Source organism: Candidatus Endowatersipora endosymbiont of Watersipora subatra (assembly GCF_964026585.1).
GTDB lineage: Bacteria > Pseudomonadota > Alphaproteobacteria > Rhizobiales > Rhizobiaceae > Pseudahrensia.
This window is the reverse complement of the sequence record NZ_OZ032160.1, coordinates 402,767-423,883: the sequence shown is the minus strand read 5'-3', so window position 1 is coordinate 423,883 and position 21,117 is coordinate 402,767. Positions and strand designations below refer to the sequence as shown.

At 37.9% G+C, this 21,117-nt stretch carries 18 protein-coding genes; 9 read left to right on the top strand and 9 right to left on the bottom strand.

The genetic code is table 11. The features are described from left to right. Window positions 1-44 precede the first annotated feature (44 nt). The gene (glyA, locus tag AAGD37_RS01985) at window positions 45-1,358 is read right to left on the bottom strand and encodes a serine hydroxymethyltransferase (protein ID WP_341760595.1); all 1,314 of its coding nucleotides are present in this window, start codon (window positions 1,356-1,358) and stop codon (window positions 45-47) included. 460 nt (window positions 1,359-1,818) lie between these two features. Between glyA and rpsF the strand changes: the two genes are divergently transcribed. The 7 genes from rpsF (at window position 1,819) to purF (ending at window position 7,888) form a co-directional block, all read left to right on the top strand. Continuing rightward, a complete protein-coding gene (rpsF, locus tag AAGD37_RS01980) occupies window positions 1,819-2,214 on the top strand; it encodes a 30S ribosomal protein S6 (protein WP_424945455.1) in 396 nt (131 codons plus the stop codon). A 23-nt stretch (window positions 2,215-2,237) separates the two neighbouring features. Next, window positions 2,238-2,486, top strand: coding sequence for a 30S ribosomal protein S18 (gene rpsR / locus AAGD37_RS01975; protein ID WP_341760594.1), 249 nt, complete (start codon window positions 2,238-2,240; stop codon window positions 2,484-2,486). Window positions 2,487-2,612: 126 nt separating this feature from the next. Continuing rightward, window positions 2,613-3,560 (top strand): hypothetical protein, encoded by a 948-nt coding sequence (locus tag AAGD37_RS01970; protein WP_341760593.1) that lies wholly within the window; start codon window positions 2,613-2,615, stop codon window positions 3,558-3,560. Between the two features lie 36 nt (window positions 3,561-3,596). Next, window positions 3,597-4,076 carry a 50S ribosomal protein L9 gene (gene rplI / locus AAGD37_RS01965; RefSeq protein WP_341760592.1) on the top strand — a complete coding sequence of 160 codons (480 nt, stop codon included), beginning with the start codon at window positions 3,597-3,599 and terminating at the stop codon, window positions 4,074-4,076. A gap of 85 nt (window positions 4,077-4,161) precedes the next feature. Then, complete coding sequence (locus AAGD37_RS01960; RefSeq protein WP_341760591.1) at window positions 4,162-5,637, top strand: replicative DNA helicase; 1,476 nt, start codon at window positions 4,162-4,164, stop codon at window positions 5,635-5,637. Between the two features lie 258 nt (window positions 5,638-5,895). Next, complete coding sequence (locus AAGD37_RS01955; RefSeq protein ID WP_341760590.1) at window positions 5,896-6,444, top strand: CvpA family protein; 549 nt, start codon at window positions 5,896-5,898, stop codon at window positions 6,442-6,444. Window positions 6,445-6,490: 46 nt separating this feature from the next. Next, on the top strand, window positions 6,491-7,888 hold the full coding sequence (purF, locus tag AAGD37_RS01950; protein WP_341760589.1) for an amidophosphoribosyltransferase: 1,398 nt from the start codon (window positions 6,491-6,493) through the stop codon (window positions 7,886-7,888). A gap of 161 nt (window positions 7,889-8,049) precedes the next feature. On the opposite strand, the gene pssA is transcribed toward purF, so the two are convergent. The 5 genes from pssA to parC form a co-directional block, all read right to left on the bottom strand. Next, a complete protein-coding gene (pssA, locus tag AAGD37_RS01945; RefSeq protein ID WP_341760588.1) occupies window positions 8,050-8,922 on the bottom strand; it encodes a CDP-diacylglycerol--serine O-phosphatidyltransferase in 873 nt (290 codons plus the stop codon). A 3-nt stretch (window positions 8,923-8,925) separates the two neighbouring features. Continuing rightward, window positions 8,926-9,627, bottom strand: coding sequence for a phosphatidylserine decarboxylase (locus AAGD37_RS01940; RefSeq protein WP_341760587.1), 702 nt, complete (start codon window positions 9,625-9,627; stop codon window positions 8,926-8,928). 190 nt (window positions 9,628-9,817) lie between these two features. Further along, window positions 9,818-11,683, bottom strand: coding sequence for an ABC transporter ATP-binding protein/permease (locus AAGD37_RS01935; RefSeq protein WP_341760586.1), 1,866 nt, complete (start codon window positions 11,681-11,683; stop codon window positions 9,818-9,820). A 531-nt stretch (window positions 11,684-12,214) separates the two neighbouring features. Then, window positions 12,215-13,429 carry an N-acetylmuramoyl-L-alanine amidase gene (locus AAGD37_RS01930; protein WP_341760585.1) on the bottom strand — a complete coding sequence of 405 codons (1,215 nt, stop codon included), beginning with the start codon at window positions 13,427-13,429 and terminating at the stop codon, window positions 12,215-12,217. 155 nt (window positions 13,430-13,584) lie between these two features. Continuing rightward, on the bottom strand, window positions 13,585-15,882 hold the full coding sequence (gene parC / locus AAGD37_RS01925; RefSeq protein ID WP_424945454.1) for a DNA topoisomerase IV subunit A: 2,298 nt from the start codon (window positions 15,880-15,882) through the stop codon (window positions 13,585-13,587). Window positions 15,883-16,144: 262 nt separating this feature from the next. On the opposite strand from parC, the gene rpmG reads away from it, so the two are divergent. Both rpmG and AAGD37_RS01915 read left to right on the top strand, forming a co-directional pair. Then, window positions 16,145-16,312: a 50S ribosomal protein L33 gene (rpmG, locus tag AAGD37_RS01920; protein WP_341760584.1), complete on the top strand. Its 168-nt coding sequence runs from the start codon at window positions 16,145-16,147 to the stop codon at window positions 16,310-16,312. A gap of 174 nt (window positions 16,313-16,486) precedes the next feature. Beyond that, window positions 16,487-16,951: an HIT family protein gene (locus tag AAGD37_RS01915; RefSeq protein WP_341760583.1), complete on the top strand. Its 465-nt coding sequence runs from the start codon at window positions 16,487-16,489 to the stop codon at window positions 16,949-16,951. A 24-nt stretch (window positions 16,952-16,975) separates the two neighbouring features. Here the strand turns inward: AAGD37_RS01915 and AAGD37_RS01910 are convergent, their stop codons facing one another. The 3 genes from AAGD37_RS01910 to AAGD37_RS01900 all read right to left on the bottom strand — a co-directional run bounded on the left by AAGD37_RS01910 (window position 16,976) and on the right by AAGD37_RS01900 (window position 21,057). Beyond that, window positions 16,976-18,412: a DegQ family serine endoprotease gene (locus AAGD37_RS01910; protein ID WP_341760649.1), complete on the bottom strand. Its 1,437-nt coding sequence runs from the start codon at window positions 18,410-18,412 to the stop codon at window positions 16,976-16,978. Between the two features lie 418 nt (window positions 18,413-18,830). After that, window positions 18,831-20,204 carry a glutamate--cysteine ligase gene (locus AAGD37_RS01905; RefSeq protein ID WP_341760582.1) on the bottom strand — a complete coding sequence of 458 codons (1,374 nt, stop codon included), beginning with the start codon at window positions 20,202-20,204 and terminating at the stop codon, window positions 18,831-18,833. Window positions 20,205-20,304: 100 nt separating this feature from the next. Beyond that, entirely contained in the window at window positions 20,305-21,057 is a 753-nt protein-coding gene (locus AAGD37_RS01900) for a 16S rRNA (uracil(1498)-N(3))-methyltransferase (RefSeq protein ID WP_341760581.1), read from the bottom strand. Window positions 21,058-21,117 lie beyond the last annotated feature (60 nt).

Below are 21,117 nucleotides of genomic sequence, written 5' to 3'. Positions count from 1 at the left end.
TAGTAATTCTAAAGAGATAAAGCATAAAACAAGCGAATCTTAAACTAAAGAGACCCATAGATTGGAAAATCTTCCGTCAGTTTAAGGATACGCTTAGCTACTGCGTGTTCAACAGAAGTCTTCTCTGATTCTCTATTCATTGAAAGGCTATCAAGAACTTCAAGTATTGACTGACCAACGATCTGCAGTTCTAAGATACCAAAACCTCGCGTTGTAACGGCTGGAGTTCCTAAACGTATTCCTGAGGTAATCATCGGTTTTTGAGGATCAAAAGGAATACTGTTCTTATTACATGTTATATTTGAACGCCTGAGAGCCGCTTCAGCAGTTTTTCCTACCAAAGATTTAGAACGAAGGTCTACAAGAAGCATATGTGTATCTGTACCACCGGAAACCAAATGCAGTCCACCAGACTTGAGAGTTTCACCTAAAGCTTGCGCATTTTCAATAACCCGCTTGATATATAACTTATATTCTGGAGTCAGGGCTTCAGCAAAAGCAACTGCTTTTGCGGCAATGAGATGCATTAATGGCCCCCCCTGAATTCCTGGAAATATAGCTGAGTTGATTTTTTGAGCAATGGTTTCGTCATTTGTCAAAATGATTCCTCCCCGAGGCCCGCGTAGCGTTTTATGAGTTGTTGAGGTCACCACATGAGCATGAGGTAATGGATTCGGATGTTCCCCTGCAGCCACAAGCCCAGAAAAATGAGCCATATCAACCATAAACCATGCCTCTATGGTGTCAGCAATAGCACGAAATTTTGTAAAATCGATCTGTCTTGGATAGGCTGAGCCCCCTGCAATAATCAGCTTCGGTTTATGTTTTTTTGCAAGACCTTCAACTTCGATAAAATCAATTTGGTGATCTATTTTACAAACACCATACTGAATGGCATTAAACCACTTACCTGATTGATTAGGTGCAGCACCATGCGTCAAATGACCACCAGAATCTAGACTTAGACCCAAAATTGTATCACCAGGCTTAAGCAGAGCTTGAAAAACACCCTGATTCGCCTGATTACCTGAATTAGGTTGAACATTTGCAAAATTGCAGCCAAACAATTTTTTAACACGCTCAATTGCAAGATTCTCGGCGAGATCAACAAATTCACAACCACCATAATAGCGAGATCCTGGATAACCTTCAGCATATTTATTAGTCATGATTGAGCCCTGCGCCTGAAGCACAGCAAGCGAAACAATATTCTCTGATGCTATCAATTCTACTTCATAGCGTTGTCTTGCGAGTTCACCACGAATAGCGTGAAAAATTTCAGGGTCAATCTCATCCAAAGTTTTTGTGAAAAAACCATGATCCTTCTGGCAAGGAGCAGTTGTTTCAGAAACAGACATGGATTCTCCGATCCGAAGAGCATCATTTAAAATGAAGAGGTAAAAATACTCATTTTTAATAAAAAGTCTACTTCTAATGCACTATAAAAATTCTATGTATGTATAGACATCCTTTGAAGTCTTTGACGTCACCAACCTAATCTGAACTCAGAATATTTTATGAGGATGCCTTAATATCCATACTGGAGTTTCAGTCAAGCTATATATATAGGTATAGTTAAGCTAAGTCATAGATAGCTATCTGAATTCTAAGATAGTACCTTCATCAAATTTGCAGAAAAATATTGCAATCTTAGCTAATCAGTCCATACTATGAACTGTTATCAGAAGTCCAACCTTCTTCAGTATTTAGGAGTCTTTACTAACTATGTTGTTCTATATTCTACTTAATCTTATTCCTTACCTTATTCCTTAATTGAGCAGGAAGGTCTTATACTTTGTAAAGAAAGGGCTTTGTTTTATGCCGTTTTATGAACACATTTTTATGACACGTCAGGATGTTTCCTCTCAGCAAGTTGATGCACTTGTCGATAATTTTAAAACCGTTCTTGAGAAAAATGGAGGTTCCGTTCTTAAAATTGAAAACTGGGGTTTAAAAACTCTCCCATATCGAGTGAAAAAAAATCGTAAAGCTTATTATGCGTTGATGAATATTGAATCTGATTTTCCCGCTATTTTTGAAATGGAGCGCCAAATGCGCTTACATGAGGACGTGCTCCGTTACATGACTATTCGTGTTGATCAGCATGAAACGGGTCCATCAGTCATGTTACGCAAGCGCGAGCGAGAGGATCGACGTTCTTCTGGCGGACGAATGAGCCGATCTGAGGATCAGCCCGCTCCACTTGTTAGTTAATGTAATGGATAAGGAGAATTAAAATGGTATCAATCGAACAAATGCCAACTCGTCGTCCGTTTCAGCGGCGGCGAAAAACATGCGCTTTTACAGGAGAAAATGCTCAGAAGATTGATTATAAGGACGTTAGACTTTTGCAGCGCTATATTTCGGAACGCGGAAAAGTCGTCCCGTCTCGTATAACCGCTGTCAGTATCAAAAAACAGCGTGAACTCGCCATAGCTATTAAGCGGGCTCGATTTTTGGCTCTAATTCCTCATGTGATTAAGTAGAATGCTGTCTACAAGTAGTTATTTTTTCGGTTTTTTGAATTATGAATCAAGTTAAGCCGTTTAGGTTTGACTCTTAAAAAGCTGCACTAATTTCATGGAATCAACCTTTTCTCAGGACAGAAAGAAATGATTGATGGGCGAAATCTACCAATCTCAATTATCGCCGGTCTCCTCTCAGCATTTCTTTTTCTTGCACCCTTGACCTTTGGTAAGATGGGCTTTCTTTTCTCTAGTTTCACAACACTTCCTCTCTTTGTCAGCGTTTTAGGATTTGGGATAATTTCGGGCTTAGTTAGCAGTAGTGTTTTAATTCTTGTTATAGCGATGATCTTTGATGTTCATGATTCTGCAGAAGTGTTTATTATTACTCTTCTACCCACCCTTTGGATTGGTTACCTTGTAACACTTAGACGATATGATTCGGGATGTGAACAATGGTTTCCATTAGAGTCTGTTTTTTTCCGGATTGTACTCTTCAGCGGAGTAGTAGCTTTGACTTTTGGTGCTGTTACTCAGTATTCCACTGAAGCAAATATCCTAGCTATCAATGATCTTATAAAAGAGTGGATGCAAACCACTCCAGGGCTGGATCCCAATAATGCTGAAATGATCAGGATTCAGGCCCTTGCAATGGCAAACATAATGCCAATTGCGATGCCCATTTCGATTATGCTTTTGCTGATTCTTAACCTTCATATTGGTGTTCGGATTGCAGGGGCAAGAGGGTGGCTGTTAAGACCAAAAGATGATATTCCTTCTTCCACAAGTCTGCCTTTATATGTAGGAGTTATTTTCACAGCAGCACTGATTCTGTCATTTCTAAGTGGAAAAATCGGTCTTGTGGCGAAAGTGGTTTCTGGAACAAGTGGAGGAGCGTTTGCAATGGTTGGGCTTGCGACACTTCATAAACTAACAAAAGGGTTTCAATGGAGAAATTTTGTACTTAGTCTAACATATTTCTCTATTCTCATTTTCATTTTAATTACTGGACCACTCTTGGCAGCACTTGGGATGGCAGAGACACTCTTTCAACTACGAAAACGCCATACACTACCACCACCCTCTTCTATTTAAATTTGCTCTGAAGTTTATTCAATAAGGGAAATTAATATGGATGTTATTTTACTAGAGCGTATCACAAATCTTGGCAATATGGGTGATATCGTGCATGTCACCGATGGTTATGCACGAAATTATCTTCTATCCCACAGGAAGGCTTTACGTGCTAATAAAGCCAATATGGAATATTTTGAGGGGCGACGTTCTCAACTGGAAGCGCATAATACAGAACAGAAAATAAAAGCATCGTCTGTTGCTGAAAGACTGAATGGAAAAAGCTATTTTGTTATACGCTCTGCTGGCGATACAGGCCAATTATATGGCTCAGTTACTGCTCGCGATATAGTTTCTATACTAGCTAAAAATGGATTTAGCATTGGACGGAGACTAGTCAAGCTAGAGGCACCGATTAAAGTCATCGGTCTTCACAGGATTACTATCGTTCTTCATCCAGAAATAAAAGCAAAAATTACAATGAATGTGACACGTTCAAAGGATGAAGCGATGAATCAAGAGTCCGATTCCGGTTAAAATCTTATATGTCCTAATCTATTGTAATGAGGGCGATATTCAAACCGATAAGAAATAAAAGAGTAGCTAAGCTAAGGCTAAATATGTGAAAAACATAGCTCAAAAATCAGGCGCTTATCATTATCGCTCCGCACCTAATAACGTTGAAGCAGAACAAGCTCTTTTAGGGGCTATATTAGTCAATAACGATGCTTTCTACAGAGTTTCAGAATTTCTAGAACCTAATCATTTTTATGAACTTATTCATAGTCAGATCTACAAAATTACAGCAAATATGATTCGGGCAGAAAAACGAGTCAATCCCGTCACAATCAAGACCTTTTTACCAGAGAACCAAAAAATAGGAGAAATAAATTTAGCAACTTATCTTGCACGCCTTGCTGCAGAAGCAACTACAATTATCAATGCAGAGGATTATGGACGCTCAATCTATGAGCTATCTATACGAAGGAGTCTGATAAAGATCGGTGAAAACATAGTTAACGTTGCTTATGAAGCGCCTATAGAAATGACGCCTCATCTTCAAGTCGAAGAGGCAGAGCGGCGGTTATTCGAACTTGCTGAGAATGGTAAATATGATAGCGGTTTTGGTCCATTCGGTGATGCCGTCAGCAGCGCTATCGATATGGCTAGTGCCGCTTATCAGCGGAATGGGCATTTATCTGGGATTGCTACAGGGATCAGGACACTGGACAGGAAAATGGGAGGGCTGCAACTATCAGATCTCATTATTCTCGCAGGGCGTCCTTCTATGGGAAAAACCTCGCTAGCAACGAATATTGCTTTCAAAATCGCTGAGAATTACCAAGCGGAAGTCCAATCTGATGGTTCTTCAAAAGCTATTGATGGTGGTATTGTCGGTTTCTTCTCTTTAGAAATGGCTTCTGAACAAATAGCCACAAGGATTATTGCAGAGCAAACTGAAATCTCCTCTTCTAAAATTCGTCGAGGTGAAATCAATGATGTAGAATTTGAAAAAATTGTAACCTATTCACAAATGATGCATCGTATTCCACTATATATTGACCAGACAGGAGGAATTTCAATTTCACAATTGTGTGCACGTGCTAGAAGACTGAAACGACAACGTGGTCTGGATGTTCTTATTATCGATTACCTTCAGCTTATGAAAAGTAATAAACGTACTGAGAACCGGGTCCAGGAAATTACGGAAATTACTATGAGCCTTAAGGCTCTAGCTAAGGAATTGAACGTACCAATCATCGCACTATCTCAGCTATCCCGTCAGGTAGAAAACCGCGATGATAAACGTCCTCAATTATCTGATCTACGCGAATCGGGTTCAATTGAGCAAGATGCTGATGTGGTTTTGTTTGTCTATAGGCATGAATATTATCTACAAAACCGTGAACCAGAATTAGGATCCTCTGATCATGAACAATGGCTGGCCAAGTTAAATTCTGCTAAAGGCAAAGCTGATGTCATTATTGCTAAACAACGGCACGGTCCTACTGGCACGGTTCAACTTTCCTTCAAGCCTGAATTTACTCGTTTTTCGGATTTTGTTGAAGAAGAACATCTGCCGGAACGATTTGAATGAAATGAGATTATTGTTATAAGATACGTATCGAAAAGACCATCAATCACAATGGATCCAGTAGTTTTTCTTTTGAATCATTATCCCTTTGAGGGAAGCTTTTTTCTGGATCGGATACTAATAACGAATCTCCTTTTCGTATAGCTATTAAAACCGAACTATCACTATCAGTAGTTTCACTATTCTTCTTACTGGCGCTCAGAGAACGTCTGATGTTAGAAAAGATATATAAATATATATAAAGAGGGGGTTCTATCTCTAATGATTCTAGATAGCATTCTAATTGTAGTCATGTTAATTTCTGCCATTTTCTCAAAGATTCGTGGTTTTTCACGTGAGATCATGTCTATTTTTTCATGGATTTTCGCAGCAGTTATAGCTTTTTCTTATCATAAATTTCTATCTTCATTCTTTTCAGAAAAGATATTCTTCATCTCTAATCCTTTACTTGCGGAAGGTGTTTCTGTTTTTCTGATTTTCCTTTTTATATTATTCATTGCTAATTACTTAACAATGTTGTTGGCAGACAAGATTATAACGAGCCGTGTGGGTGTACTTGATCGGACACTTGGATTTTTTTTTGGTGCAGTTCGTGGTGTTTTTCTTGTTGTTATAACCTTAATCGGGTTTCTCTGGCTTGCAAATGGACATGAGCCTGATTGGATTGCTAATGCAAAATCTAAATCTATGCTCATAGCTATCGGAAAAGAGATGACTCATGTGCTTCCTCAAAACTTCAACACGTTTCTTAAAAAAATGATGAATCATCAACCTTCTTTAAAGAAAGGACATGAACCAATACCAACGTAACAGTCCTGTTTAAAATCAAAGTGTTTTCAGATAATGAGGCAAGAGAATGACAGACAAGTTTCACGAAGAATGCGGTGTCTTTGGTATTTATGGTCATACTGATGCTGCAACTCTTACCATTCTAAGCTTGCATTCATTGCAGCATCGAGGGCAAGAAGCGTCTGGTATCGTCACTTATGATGGATTTCAGTTTCACATAGAACGTCATATTGGCTTGATTGGAGATACCTTCACCAAACCATCTGTGATTAATAGGCTTCCTGGTTACAGTGCAATTGGGCACAACCGATATTCGACAACCGGTGAAGAGGAATTCAGGAATGTTCAGCCATTTTTTGCTGACTTTGCTGAGGGTGGATTTGCTGTAGCTCATAATGGAAATCTTACGAATGCAGCTTTTATCCGGCATTCTCTACAGAAGCGTGGTGCAATTTTTCATTCTACTTCAGATACAGAGGTAATTCTTCACTTAATTGCCATGAGCAGTGAAATAGACCTTGTGAACAGATTAATTGATGCTATCAAACAAATTGAAGGAGCATTTTCTTTAGTCGCTCTGTCGAGTAAAATATTAATAGGATGTCGAGACTCACTTGGTGTTAGACCTTTGGTTCTAGGTAATATTGAAGGTTCTTATGTTTTAGCATCAGAAACTTGTGCATTAGATATTATTGGTGCTCGCTATATCAGAGATATTAAACCTGGTGAATTAATAGTCATTACCGAATCAAAAATAGAAATTTTTTTTCCATTTGATAAAAAAAAACCGAGATTCTGTGTTTTTGAATACGTTTATTTTGCTCGACCTGATTCGATAGTGGAAGGTAAAAGTGTTTATGCTGTTCGAAAACGAATTGGCAAAGAACTGGCGAGAGAGTCTTCTATAGATGCAGATATTATTGTTCCAGTTCCAGATTCAGGAACACCTGTAGCCATAGGATTCGCACAGGAGGCTCAGATTCCTTTTGAACTTGGAATTATTAGAAATCATTATGTTGGGCGAACCTTTATCTCACCAACGGAGAATATCCGTCATATGGGAGTGAAACTTAAGTACAATGCCAACCGAAAATTGATCGAAGGCAAACGTGTTATACTTGTTGATGACTCCATCGTAAGAGGAACGACAAGCCAAAAAATCGTCGCAATAATACGGGATGCCGGAGCACTTGAAGTTCATATGTGCATTGCAAGCCCACCAACAATATCGGGATGTTACTATGGTGTTGATACGCCAGAAAAGAAGAATTTGTTAGCCTCACATATGAATATTGAGGAAATCGCAGAGTTTCTCAAAGTTGATAGTCTCTCCTTTCTGACAATTGACGGTCTTTACCAGGCAGTCAGTGCAGTTGATCGAAATAACCAGATCCCTCAATTTTGCGATGCCTGTTTCACCGGTGAATACCCCACAAATCTTACTGATCGTGAAGAAATGGATTGACTTATGATATAGCAAAATCTTTTTTTTGGCCTATCTTATTGCACCTAGGGAATTTTAGTTTGAATGCAAATGGAATCCAATATTCCCCTTCTCTTCTCTAAAAGAGCTATATGATTTCAAATCAAGACTTGAGAATTTGCTATCTTTCTAAATTGCAACCTTTATTGAAAGGATCTTGAGGCTTGACCTGTTTCATGACGATTCCAATCACGAATACTGAGAGGAATAGTTATCAGATAGGCGATGCATATGAAACTCATCATCTGCCATGGATAGCTAAATAAAAGGACTGCGAGCAAAACAACACCTAACATGATAGGTAAAACGAGCTTTCTAGATACACGTTGACCGATTTGCTTACCTGACCAAGTTGGAATATTAGATATAGTAAGGAAAGCGACAGCAAACAAATAGATCGCTGAAAGGCCTGTGCTAATAGAACCCAGCTCTAAGCCTAGTTGTGAAAGATAAAGAGGTAAGAGAGCTAAAGTAGCACTTGCAGGAGCTGGTACGCCGGTAAAAAAATTGATCTCCCATTCTTCTTTTTCAGGATTAGATAGCAATACATTAAAACGCGCTAACCTGAGGCAGACACAAATAGCAAAAATTAAGGCAATAACCCATCCCAAAGATTTAACTTCATGCAAAGTCCAAAGATAAATAATTATGGCTGGTGCAACACCAAAATTCACAAAATCAGCTAGTGAATCCATCTGTTTCCCAAAAGAGGTCTCTGCTTTCAAAAGTCTAGCAACACGCCCGTCGATTCCATCGAGAATAGCAGAAAACAATATCGAAATAATAGCTAACTCAAATCTCCCTTCCCAAGCTAAACGAATACTAGTTAAACCTGAACAAATGGCACCTAATGTAATCAGATTCGGAATGAGCATTCGCAAAGGAACATCACGAAGGCGGGATATATGGACGATTTCTTCACTAAATTGTGTTTGAGAACTGTCTTTTTTCATTTTGACAGGTGATTGTTGTATATTGTTTTCTTGTTCTTGAAATTCAGGAAATGGTGGTCTCATTATTCAGATCGTGCGTGGTATGGGGCTAGCTTTACACATATCGCCATGAGAAGCTAGAATAGTTTCACCTGCTACCATTGTCTGACCCAAAAATACGAGAGGGGTCGCTCCTTTTGGTAAAAAAACATCTACACGGGAACCAAATCTAATAAGACCTATCCGTTCTCCTTGCTCAAATCGCTTTCCTTGATCGGCAAAATTTAAAATTCGACGTGCGACAAGACCTGCAATCTGCACACAAACGATCGGCCCATGTGGGCCATCAATAATGATACTATGCTGCTCGTTAGCCTCTGATGCCTTATTAAGATCAGCCGATAGGAATTTTCCGGGTCGATAAATAGAGTTAATGATTTTTCCACGAACTGGTGCTCGGTTAATATGACAGTTGAACACATTCATGAATATGGTAATTCGTAATCTGGGTTCAGATCCTATTTCTAAATTTTTTGGCGGGACAAATGAACCAAGACTTGAGATAATCCCATCTGCAGGACTGAGGATTAAATCATCACTGACGGGTATAATGCGTTTAGGATCACGGAAAAAAAACGTGCACCAAATCGTGATTGCAAGACCAATCCAAAAAAGAGGCCCCCATATCAAGAGAAGAAATAAAGTAATCACGCCAAGGACAAGAATGAATCGATAGCCTTCAGGATGAATAGGGGTCAACACTGAACGGATTGAATTGATAATAGACATAAAAATGAACTCTTTTTATCAGATACTATAGTAATTTTCTAACTCTGAAATGAACTAGCTAACCTCTTAATTCATATTCCAAGTGATGAATGGTTTGATCACTGAATCGCAATGGATCTCACTGAAAAGTTACTTGACCGAATCAGATTACTTTAAATGACAAGATAAACGATGTCACGGCCGAACATTTTTAGCCAACCAAGGTATCATTTCTTTTTGCAGCTCTCAGACGCTCTTCAGCTTCAGATACTTCTCTTTGCCGATCCCACATCGTAGCATACAGGCCTTTTTTATCTATTAATTGGTTGTGAGTTCCTTGTTCTACAATACAACCCTGTTCAAGAACTATAATATCATCTGAATCAATAATTGTAGAAAGACGGTGAGCGATCACAATTGTTGTTCGGTTCTGAGATATTAGATCCAATGCTGTCTTGATTTCCTGCTCTGTCTGAGTATCAAGTGCAGAAGTGGCTTCATCAAGAACCAAAATAGGAGATGCTTTGAGGATTGTCCGAGCAATGGCTATCCTCTGTTTTTCACCTCCGGAAAGCTTTAAACCTCTTTCTCCTACCGGAGTCTCAAAACCTTGAGGTAATCTATTAATGAAACTACTCATTTGGGCTAATTTTGCTGCTTGTTTAATTTCTTTATCCGTCGCTCCCGTTCGTCCATACAAAATATTATAGGCAATAGTATCATTAAAGAGTACGCTATCCTGAGGTACGACACCTATAGATGCACGTAAGCTTAATTGTTCTACATTACGAAGATCTTGATTATCGATCAAAATAGCTCCTGACTGAATATCATAAAAACGAAATAGAAGCCTTGATATTGTTGATTTTCCAGAACCAGAAGGTCCAACGATAGCGAGTGTTGTTCCAGCAGGGACTTCAAAAGAAATATTTTTTAAGATCGGTCGGTCTGTTTCATAGTGAAAATTCACATTTTTAAAACTTATACACCCCTTTCCAACCTTCAACTTTGGAGCACTTTTTTTGTTTATGACCTCAGCAGGTACCTCAAGTAATTGAAACATTGACTCTATGTCAGTTAGGCCTTGACGTATTTCGCGATATACAAATCCAATAAAGTTCAACGGTATCGCAAGCTGCATGAGAAACATATTAATCAGAACAAAATCTCCTAAAGTTTGTTCATTCCTTTGAACAGCAAGAGCTGAAAGGACCATGCAAGCCATCATACCTATAGAGAATATAGCAGTCTGTCCGAAATTGAGCCAACCCAATGATGTCCAATTGCGTGTTGCTGCAAACTCATATTTGGCTATTGAGTTATCGAAGATCTGAGCTTCCATCTCTTCATTACCAAAATATTTAACAGTTTCATAATTGAGTAACGAATCAATTGCCTTTGAATTTGCATCGGTATCGTAATCATTCATGTCACGTCGAATTGTTATTCTCCAATTGCTAGCACGTACCGTAAACCACGCATAACACAACACAGTCGTAGCTATGATGGTGATATAAGAAATCCCAAAATTCCAAGCAAAAATAACAGCATATAGTAAAAATTCTAGAATGGTAGGAAAAGCATTGAGAATAGTAAATCTAACGATTGTTTCAATACCTTTGGTTCCTCTTTCTATAATACGAGATAGACCACCGGTTCGGCGTGCCAAGTGAAACCTCAAAGATAGTTTATGCATGTGCACAAACGTTCGATAGGCCAATTGACGGACTGCGTATTGACCAACACGAGCAAACAGTGCATCACGTAACTGGTTAAGGCCTGTCATTACAATTCTTGATGTATTATAGCCAATTACCAGCATTACTGGTGTAATAAGCATGGTCGGTAACCAAATAACATCTATGGTGATGCCTTCGAGAACTTCCGTGGTATATTTTAAAAAGAAGGGAATAATTGCGGTGATCAGTTTAGCTAAAACTAAGAAAATTGTAGCGTAAAATACCCTAATTTTTAAATCTGGGCGATCGACGGGCCAAATATAAGGCCAAAGATTAAAGACCGTAGAAAACGGATTTTTCGTTTTTTCCCTGTTAGGTTGATCGTTCAAAATACTCATTTAAAATGATACTGTATATTTTTTCTCTGAAAACCTTTTCTATAAGGACTTGCCATTTTGGAAAACTGTTAATGTCGAGCCATTGATGGTTTCTATTATATCTTAGCCTCCATATAAATCGTAAAGTTTTATAAATAGGTCTTCTATCTTTGGGTCAGTTTTATGATTTCTCTAAAGAATCAGCCTAAATAAATTTCGGATGTAATAAAAACAGTGTCATTAATGAATAAAATGTCAATGGGATAATCGTTATGAAGCTAGAGAAGAGTTTTCTGACTTTATCTGCTTGACTCCATTCATAATACAGTGAAGTGAAAGAGAATTGATTTGATTCTTATGAAGAAAGACACAGGAGCATCATTTACTTACAGGTTTATTTGCCTTCTAAAATGATATAAAGAAATATTTTCATTTCTATTTTTAACAAGCATTAGCAGAACGATTTAACGAATTATTTTCTTCTTCTATCCGGAACTCTATGAAATGATAAGTTATCTATGAAAATATGATGAGTTTTCTTTTTCTAAAGTGTTACTCAAATTGTGGATAATTCTTTGAGTCTTTTGAGTTCCTTGAAACATAATAAAAAAAATCTTGAATCGCTTCTTTTGTGATTCTTGCCGTTTTTTGAATCCACATATCATTCGTCATCAACTTCTTATCTTCAGCATTCGAAAGATATCCTAACTCAAGAAGAACAGAAGGAATATCTGGGATTCTTAATACGTAAAAATCTGCTGACCGAGTTGGATTATTAATTAGATGAATTTGATTTCTCAGTTTTATGAAAAGAAACTCTGCAAAACATTTTGAGAAAACTTCCGTCTCCCGCCGCGTTAAATCAATCAAAATATCTGTTATATCTTTTTCATGAATCGAGAGAGCTAATCTGATTGCTAAATCCTCTTTATTTTCTTGTAAGGTGAGATCTCTTGAAAGACTGTCGGAACCCTTTTTTGAAAGTGTATATATTGTTGCACCTCTAATTGAGGGATTATTTAAGCTATCTGTATGTACAGAAATCATTAAATCTGCTTTCTTAATGATAGCAAATTTAATGCGCTGACGCAAAGGAACAAATAAATCATCGGTTCGAGTAAGAAAAACATCAAAATTATCAATAGATTCTAATATTTCTTTCAGTTTTTTTGAAAAATTCAATGTGATATTTTTTTCAAAAATATTATGGTTGGCAATAGCTCCTCCATCGTTTCCCCCATGGCCAGGGTCAATAACGACAACTCTTCTGCGCAAACCGCTCTGAAATGGTATCACATTGGGTTGTTTATGTTGAGTTGTTATCTGTTCTTGAAACTCTTTTTCACTAGTTTTTACAAAGTCAATTAACAAATGATTGTTTTTATTAACTTTGGACTCCTTTTTCTTCAAATTTGAAATTTTAACTCGTTTTCTAAGCCCAATGATTATTCTAGAATTTCGTTCGGTACCAATTAGATTATTTATACGAGATACAGGACGGGAAGATCGATATACTGAATTTGATTTCAGTCCGAAAATTCTCTTCGGTAAGTTGATGATCAGTCGATGGCAAATATTACTTGTCAATGCCGAATCGAAATCAACTGTATAACCTGCTCTTTGGGAATCGTGAATTAGATTTGCAAGAAGAACTATCGAGATGAGCGATCCTTTATTTTCCTTTGACTGTGCTGAAGTAATTGTAATCTGGTATCCAAAGATCAAATGAATAATAATTAAAAAGGATAAAATGATGTATTGTTTCAACAAACTGACTAATTCCCTTTCAGGTCAGACAATGAATGAAAGATATATCAACGTTTAATTCAACGAAGCACGTTTTTACTTCAACCTTGGAATGGTTTTGCGAAAAGGGAATTTGCTACTTTCATCCTGCGAATTTTAAAAAATGCAGTAGTAGATTATCTAAACTTGCCATTTCTGGGGAAACCTTTAGGAACAAGCCGACCAATCTGAGCTCGTTCGCCACAATAGGTCATTAATTCAGACTTATAACGCGTATGGGTACGCCCTGCACTATCGATCCATGTTAGACCATTTATCATAGAAAAGATTTCTATATCCTTAATACCACCATTTCTATATTTCTGTAAACGAACGCCTTTTCCTCTTCTCATTTCAGGAATCTGATTGAGAGAAAAGATGAGCAATTTTCGATTTTCACCGACAATTGCTACACTATCAGGGCCATCTTTATCATGATCATGTTTACTGGCCATATCAATTGATTTACAAATCACAGCTTTTACGGGCATTGAAACATTCAAGATCTGCTTTCCCTTGCGCGTATTTGCAAGAACATCCGATTCCTGAACAAGAAAGCCATTTCCAACCGTTGATGCAACTAAAAGTTTGTGACCTGGAACATGAGAAAAAACTGAGATAAAATCAGAGTCATTATCTATATCGAACATAGTACGTATAGGCTCGCCGTGGCCGCGGCCTGTGGGTAATTTATCACCTATCAGAGTATAAAATTTTCCACCTGTTGTAAAAAGAAGGATGCGATCGGTAGTTTGTGCATGGAAAGCTGTTTTAAGTGAATCTCCTTCTTTGAAGATGAGACCATTGAAATTATCTAAGTGCCCTTTCAGGGCTCTAATCCAGCCTTTTTCCGATAACACAACCGTAATAGGTTCTTTCTGAAGAATCAAATCCTGTGCAATGACACTATCTATTTTTGTCTCTTTCATGAAGTTTGAACGTCGAGCACCAAGATCAGTATCCTTGCTAAATTTCTTTTTAATTTGTTCTACTTCCCAAGATATGCGTTCCCATTGACGTTCAGGACTCTTCAGAAATGATTCGACCTCACCTTTCTCTTTTTTTAAATTCTTGAACTCATCACTAATTTTAATTTTTTCTAGCTTATGGAGAGAACTTAACCGTGAATTGAGAATAGACTCAGCCTGATTCTCATTAATTTCAAACCGTTCAATCAGAATTTGTTTTGAGTTATCCTCATGACAGATAATTGAAATGACTTCATCAATATTAAGAAAAATAACCAAACGAGCACCGAGAATTTCAAGCCGTTTTTCAATCTGAGAAAGTCGGTATCGTGAGCGCCTGATTAAAACTTCTTTGCGATGATCGAGCCATTCCTTAAGAATTTCATAAAGGTTCATAACTCTAGGAACCTTTCCCTTCGAAAGAACATTCATATTGAGAGGAAAACGGCTCTCTAAATCCGTCAACTTGAATAGATGTTCCATCAGAATATTGGGATCCGCGAAACGGCTTTTAGGCTCTAGAATAATACGAATTTCTTCATCACTTTCATCACGAATATCTGCTAACAAAGGAACCCTTTTCGCGACTAGAAGCTCTGCGATTTTTTCTATCAGTTTAGATTTTTGAACTTGATAGGGAATTTCTGTAATCACAATTTGCCAGATACCTCTTCCGATATCCTCTTTTCTCCACACTGCACGTGTTCGGAATCCTCCTTTTCCTGTCCTATAAGATTCAAGAATCGAATCATGCGATTCGACGATAATTCCACCTGTTGGAAAATCGGGACCAGGCAAAAATTCAAACAACTCTTCAAAACGTGCGTTTGGAAACTTGATTAAGTGAAGTGCAACATCACATAATTCTGCAGCATTGTGCGGGGGAATACTAGTCGCCATACCTACTGCAATACCCGCTGTACCATTCGCAAGCAGATTAGGAAAAGCTGCAGGAAAAACAACAGGTTCTTCATCTTCTTCGTTGTAAGTTGGACGAAAGTCCACTGTATCTTCAGCAATACCATCTAACAGAGCAATGGCTACATGGGTCATCCTCGCTTCAGTATAGCGCATAGCTGCAGCATTATCTCCATCAAGATTACCGAAATTCCCTTGTCCATCAATTAGAGGATAGCGTGCAGTGAAAGACTGAGATAGACGGACTAATGTATCATAAATGGCCTGATCACCATGAGGATGAAATTTACCCATTGTATCACCAACAATACGTGCACATTTAGCAAATGATGATTCAGGAAGAAGTCGCAACAAGTGCATTGCGTGCAAAATCCTCCGGTGAACAGGTTTCATACCGTCACGAACATCAGGTAAAGCACGACCCATAATTGTCGAAAGTGCATAAGATAAATAACGATCTTCAAGAAAAATTCTTAGATCAACAGGCTCAACGCCAAAAAGATCAGAAGAATCACCAGATTCAGAGTAAGAAATCAAATTGCTTTTCATAAATGGTGATTAGTAACGTATTAAAAAACCCAGTGCAAGTCATAAAAAAAATGAAAAAATACTAATTCTGTATTATCTTATGGATGAGCTCTTTGTCTCTAGTTGGTCAAGCTCTCTATGTTAGGATTGATCATTTGTAAAGAAACGATTGGAAAAATTACTTTTCTTTTCTACTGACAAGTTCACGAAAGAAAGTGTTGACTCTTAAGAGACAGTCACTTTATCATATATTTTTATTATATCTCCGTTAAAAAACGATCCGATGTCAAAATCTATCACTATAAAGGTGAAATTAAATTCAACAGCCCGTACAGGCTTCTACTATGTGACGAAGAAAAACAGTCGCACGATGGCTAACAAGATAGTTAAGCGTAAGTATGATCCGATTGTTCGTAAGCACGTAGAATTTGTAGAAGGTAAAATAAAATAACAACTGACAAGCCTGTATGATTCTTGATTTTCTGAAGACCTCACGACCCTCATTACTGAGAATAAACTGAAAAATTGGCCTAAGGACAAACCTCTAGAAAAATAGGTTTGTTTCTTTTTATTTCTCTTTCCTCATCTTATAGAATTTATTTAATCGTTGTTAGGGAACAAGACCATGGCGATTTCTAATCACAAGACAGAATATAATCAAAACAATGTGTTCGCAAACATTCTGAAGGGAGATTTGCCATCCCATCAAGTCTACGAGGATACAATAACTTATGTAATAATGGATATCATGCCGTGGTCAGATGGCCATTGTCTCGTCATACCCAAGACTAAAGCCCGCAATATACTCGATGTAGATCCAGATATCTTGTCAGAGACAATAAAATCAGTACAGATAATATCAAAAGCAGTTATCAAGGCTTTTAATGCCGATGGTGTGATGATCCAGCAGTTCAATGAATCCGCTGGAGGACAGGTGATTTTTCATCTACATTTCCATATCATTCCTAGGTTTAGAGGGAAGAGAATACAGATTTGCAACAAAGAAATAGCAGACAATAAAATTCTTGCTGAACAAGCAGATAAAATACGAAGGACATTAAGAGAAAGAGAAAAGGAATTCAACATCTGATGATAGAATCCTAATTTTAATGATTTATTGGAGATTAAGAACGACAAAACTAGATTGGTGATCTTGAGTAAGAATCAAAAGTAATACTTTCTTTCGTCCTTCAGATTTCAATTCTTTTAGGCGTTTAATGACATCTTTAGGTTTTTTCACGGATTCCTGTCCAATTTCTAACAAAACAGAGCCTGGTCTTAGTCTTTTTTCAGAGGCATATGAATCTGGATCAACTCTAGTAATCAATACACCTTTTATATCTGAATCAAGATTAAATTTCTCCCGATTTTCATCTGTTAATTCAGAAAACCCCATACCCAAGGCTTCAACAGAATTGTCATTTGAGGATGATTGAGCATGATCAGCAAGTCTTTTTTCTCCATCTTCAAGACGACCTAGTGTAACACTGATAATTTTCTTCTGACCTTTGCGTAGTACTAAAACATCAACAGCTTTGCCCACTGCAGTATCAGCGACGATGCGTGGGAGATCACGCATCTGTAAAACAGATTTTCCATCAAATTTAAGAATAACATCACCTATCAAAATACCAGATTTTTGGGCTGGACCATTTTTAATAATTCCTGCAACCAAAGCTCCTTCTAGATTACGCATAGACAGACTTTCTGCAATATCATCAGTTATGGGTTGTATACTAACACCTAGCCAACCTCTTCGCGTTTCACCAAATTCACGTAACTGCGCGATAACATTTTGTGCAAGATCAGAGGGAATAGAGAAACCAATTCCGATGGATCCCCCTGATGGTGAGATGATTGCTGTGTTGATACCAACGACTTCACCAGCCATATTAAACAATGGACCACCTGAGTTACCTCTGTTAATAGCAGCATCTGTCTGAATAAAATTGTCATAGGGACCTGAGTGGATGTCTCTATTAATAGCAGAAATAATTCCTACTGTAACAGATCCTCCCTGTCCAAATGGATTGCCAATAGCCATAACCCAATCACCAATACGCGCTTTGCTTGAAGAACCAAAAGGAACAGCTTTTAATGGTTTATTGGGATTAACCTTTAAGACAGCAATATCAGTTTTAGGATCAGTACCGATTACCTTGGCAAGCAGTTTAGAACCATCTGAAAAATCAACTGTAATCTCGTCAGCATTAGCAATCACGTGATTATTTGTCACGATTGTTCCTTGTGAATCGATCACGAATCCAGATCCAAGAGATTGGGTACGGTGGCGGTGGTTTCCCTGATCTCTTTCTTTCTGTTGTTGCTTGAAAAAATCCTCAAAAAAATCCTGAAATGGTAATCCATCTGGAGTACGGAGACGTGGTACTTTTTGTAAGCTATCACCGACCTTGATGTTCTGTGAAGTAGAAATATTAACAACTGCTCCCAATAGACCTTCAACAAGATTGGCAACAGACGCAGGCCCTGAAGCATAAGCAAAGGAACAAATTCTAACTTGTAAATAAGGAGCACCAAGGCCAAGAATCATCAAAACCATTGTGAAAAAGCTTAGTCGAAAAAATCGGGCAAACCAGCTTCCACGAACACAAAGCATTTAAATTATCTCCAATTCAATCTTCAGCTATATATATTAAGCATATTCAAAATGTTTTATTTTCTCGATGGGAATCTATTATAATCCATAGATTATTTTGCTTCTCCTTTCTGAATCTCTTTTCAAAGAAAAATTCTTTGCTATGTAACTAAGAGTCTGTCTCATTTTTATCTTTTTTTAATCCATCATCAACGATGGATTCAATCCCCCCAATAAATTAAGACTCAAATAAGGTGATCATTTATCCTTACATCAAGTAAAATTAAGTCCTAAATCATCGAATGAAGAATGAAGGGAAGAGAGTAGAATACAATTCTGACTGAATGATGGCAAGCTCAATGATAGCACTCACTCAATCAGAATATTCTTCAAAGATTTTGTTGATATTACCATTCCATTTGCTCTTAAATTCCTTAATCAAATTCTCAGCTGGGGTCTGCCCCAATTCTATCACCTCATCGAGAGGAAACAGAAACTGATTTTCATCAACTTTTTCGTGATTAAAACAACCTCGTTCGCTAAGGCCTTTATGTGAAATATTGACCATATCTTTAGCTAGTTCAAAAACTGTCCGACGACCTACAGGTACCTTTAAGCCAAATCTAGGGACTAATTCACGTATATGTATCACGTCCTCTATACTGAGCTCATCTGTCAGAGTTTGAGCATCGGCCAATGCTCCTTCATCATATAAGAGACCAACCCAAAGTGCAGGTACAGCACAAAGAAGCCGCCAAGGGGCTCCATCAGCACCACGCATTTCTAGAAACTTTTTCAGACGGACATCAGGAAAAAGAGTTGAAAGATGATTAACCCAATCCCCTTCGTTCGCAACCCCATCAGGGATTTCACCTTTAAGGCTCCCCCCCATAAATTGTCTGAATGTAATGTGGGTGCAATCATAGTAAATGCCATCACGCATGACGAAATACATGGGCACATCGAGAGCCCACTCTACATAACGTTCAAAGGTTAGACTTCCATCTATCATGAATTCATGCAATCCTGCTCGTTGATTATCAGTGTCGCGCCAAATATCACTGCGCCAAGATAATAATCCATTAAGCTTTCCGTTGCTAAATGGTGAATTAGAAAATAAAGCGGCTGCAATAGATTGCAATTTTGTTGAAACTTGCATTTTTCTACACATATCTTCTTCAGAGGAAAAATCTAGATTAACCTGAATCGTGCAGGTACGATGCATCATATCGAGGCCTTGATTCCCGACTTTCGGCATATAAGCTCGCATGATATCGTAACGAGATTTAGGCATTTTCGGCGTGTCTTCGAATGTCCATTTTGGGCTTCCGCCAAGACCAAGGAACCCAATGCCGAGTGATTCAGAAATTTCTCGCACATCATTGATATGATGGTTGGATTCCTGAGAAGTTTCATGAATATTTCTTAGAGGGGCACCCGATAATTCAAACTGTCCTCCAGGTTCCAGTGAGATCGCCCCCATACCATCGTTTGCAGTTAGACCAATAATATTTCCTGCATCGATAATGGGATCCCAACCTTTTTTCAACTTCATTCCATTCAGTAGTGCACGTATTCCATTTTTACCTTCATAAGGCACAGGAGAATAGTCGATTTTGTAAAATCCAAACCTCTCATGTTCGGTTCCAATACGCCAATCTTTTTTCTGTTTACAACCACTAGATAGTTCTTGAACAAGTTGCTCTTTATCTTCGAGGGGTTTTGTATTGATAATGTCTTTTGCCATGAATGAAGGAGAATAGGAAAATGATTTGATAGAGCGCTAAACCAGCGCTCATCTGCTTTTTAAAGTAAAAATGGACCTGATTGAGCACTAAAAAAACGAATTATTGAGGGTCACTCCAATCTCCTATAGTAGCCTGAATAATTGCAAGTGCAGCGACAGAAGCTGTGTCTGCACGTAGAATCCTTGGTCCAAGAGAGATGGCAATGGTATGATGTTGGCTTCTGATTAATTCTCTTTCTACTTTTGAAAAGCCACCTTCGGGACCAATTAATAAATCAATGGGTCCACTGATTACATGTTTAAGTAAGGGGATTGGATTTTTATTGTTTAGGGTTTCATCACAAAAGATAAGAGTTGACTCGAAACGTCTGCCTGATAAGGCATCAGTCAATTTGATCAAGTTATCTACCATTGGAATCGTCAAGAGACCACATTGTTCAGCAGCTTCAATGGCATATCTCTGTATTTTATTTCGGTTAATCTTTCTTACCTTCGTATACTCAGTGAGTATGGGCTGAAGAATACCGGTTCCCATTTCGACTGACTTTTGTATTAAGTATTGCAGTCGTGCTTCCTTCAACGGTGCAAAAAACAGAGTAAGATCGGATAATACAAGCTGGGACCGTATCTGTTGAAGAAGTCTAAGCAAGATTCTTTGATTATATTGTTCTGATTCAATATACGCTGACCACTCACCATCTCGACCATTAAACACGAAGATATCATCACTTACTTTTCTACGTAACACATTCAACAAATAATGAGTCTGGTTACGATTCAATTCTATATTTTTATCTCTATGTAGATCATCTTCTACGAAAAGCCGAGGTTTTTTTAAATTCAATCTAGGCATTTTTATAAAGAACAAGTTTCCCAATCAGGATTAGTAAGCCTTTAATTCTGGGTCATAATA

Excerpts from the sequence above, each read along its gene's own strand:
- AAGD37_RS01955 (WP_341760590.1), top strand. The coding sequence starts at position 5,896 with ATGATTCTAGATAGCATTCTAATTGTAGTCATGTTAATTTCTGCCATT.
- purF (WP_341760589.1), top strand. The coding sequence starts at position 6,491 with ATGACAGACAAGTTTCACGAAGAATGCGGTGTCTTTGGTATTTATGGT.
- AAGD37_RS01915 (WP_341760583.1), top strand. The coding sequence starts at position 16,487 with ATGGCGATTTCTAATCACAAGACAGAATATAATCAAAACAATGTGTTC.
- rplI (WP_341760592.1), top strand. The coding sequence starts at position 3,597 with ATGGATGTTATTTTACTAGAGCGTATCACAAATCTTGGCAATATGGGT.
- parC (WP_424945454.1), bottom strand. The coding sequence starts at position 15,882 with ATGAAAAGCAATTTGATTTCTTACTCTGAATCTGGTGATTCTTCTGAT.
- glyA (WP_341760595.1), bottom strand. The coding sequence starts at position 1,358 with ATGTCTGTTTCTGAAACAACTGCTCCTTGCCAGAAGGATCATGGTTTT.
- AAGD37_RS01910 (WP_341760649.1), bottom strand. The coding sequence starts at position 18,412 with ATGATTCTTGGCCTTGGTGCTCCTTATTTACAAGTTAGAATTTGTTCC.
- rpsR (WP_341760594.1), top strand. The coding sequence starts at position 2,238 with ATGGTATCAATCGAACAAATGCCAACTCGTCGTCCGTTTCAGCGGCGG.
- AAGD37_RS01970 (WP_341760593.1), top strand. The coding sequence starts at position 2,613 with ATGATTGATGGGCGAAATCTACCAATCTCAATTATCGCCGGTCTCCTC.
- AAGD37_RS01935 (WP_341760586.1), bottom strand. The coding sequence starts at position 11,683 with ATGAGTATTTTGAACGATCAACCTAACAGGGAAAAAACGAAAAATCCG.
- pssA (WP_341760588.1), bottom strand. The coding sequence starts at position 8,922 with ATGAGACCACCATTTCCTGAATTTCAAGAACAAGAAAACAATATACAA.
- AAGD37_RS01905 (WP_341760582.1), bottom strand. The coding sequence starts at position 20,204 with ATGGCAAAAGACATTATCAATACAAAACCCCTCGAAGATAAAGAGCAA.
- rpmG (WP_341760584.1), top strand. The coding sequence starts at position 16,145 with ATGTCAAAATCTATCACTATAAAGGTGAAATTAAATTCAACAGCCCGT.
- AAGD37_RS01900 (WP_341760581.1), bottom strand. The coding sequence starts at position 21,057 with ATGCCTAGATTGAATTTAAAAAAACCTCGGCTTTTCGTAGAAGATGAT.
- AAGD37_RS01940 (WP_341760587.1), bottom strand. The coding sequence starts at position 9,627 with ATGTCTATTATCAATTCAATCCGTTCAGTGTTGACCCCTATTCATCCT.
- rpsF (WP_424945455.1), top strand. The coding sequence starts at position 1,819 with ATGCCGTTTTATGAACACATTTTTATGACACGTCAGGATGTTTCCTCT.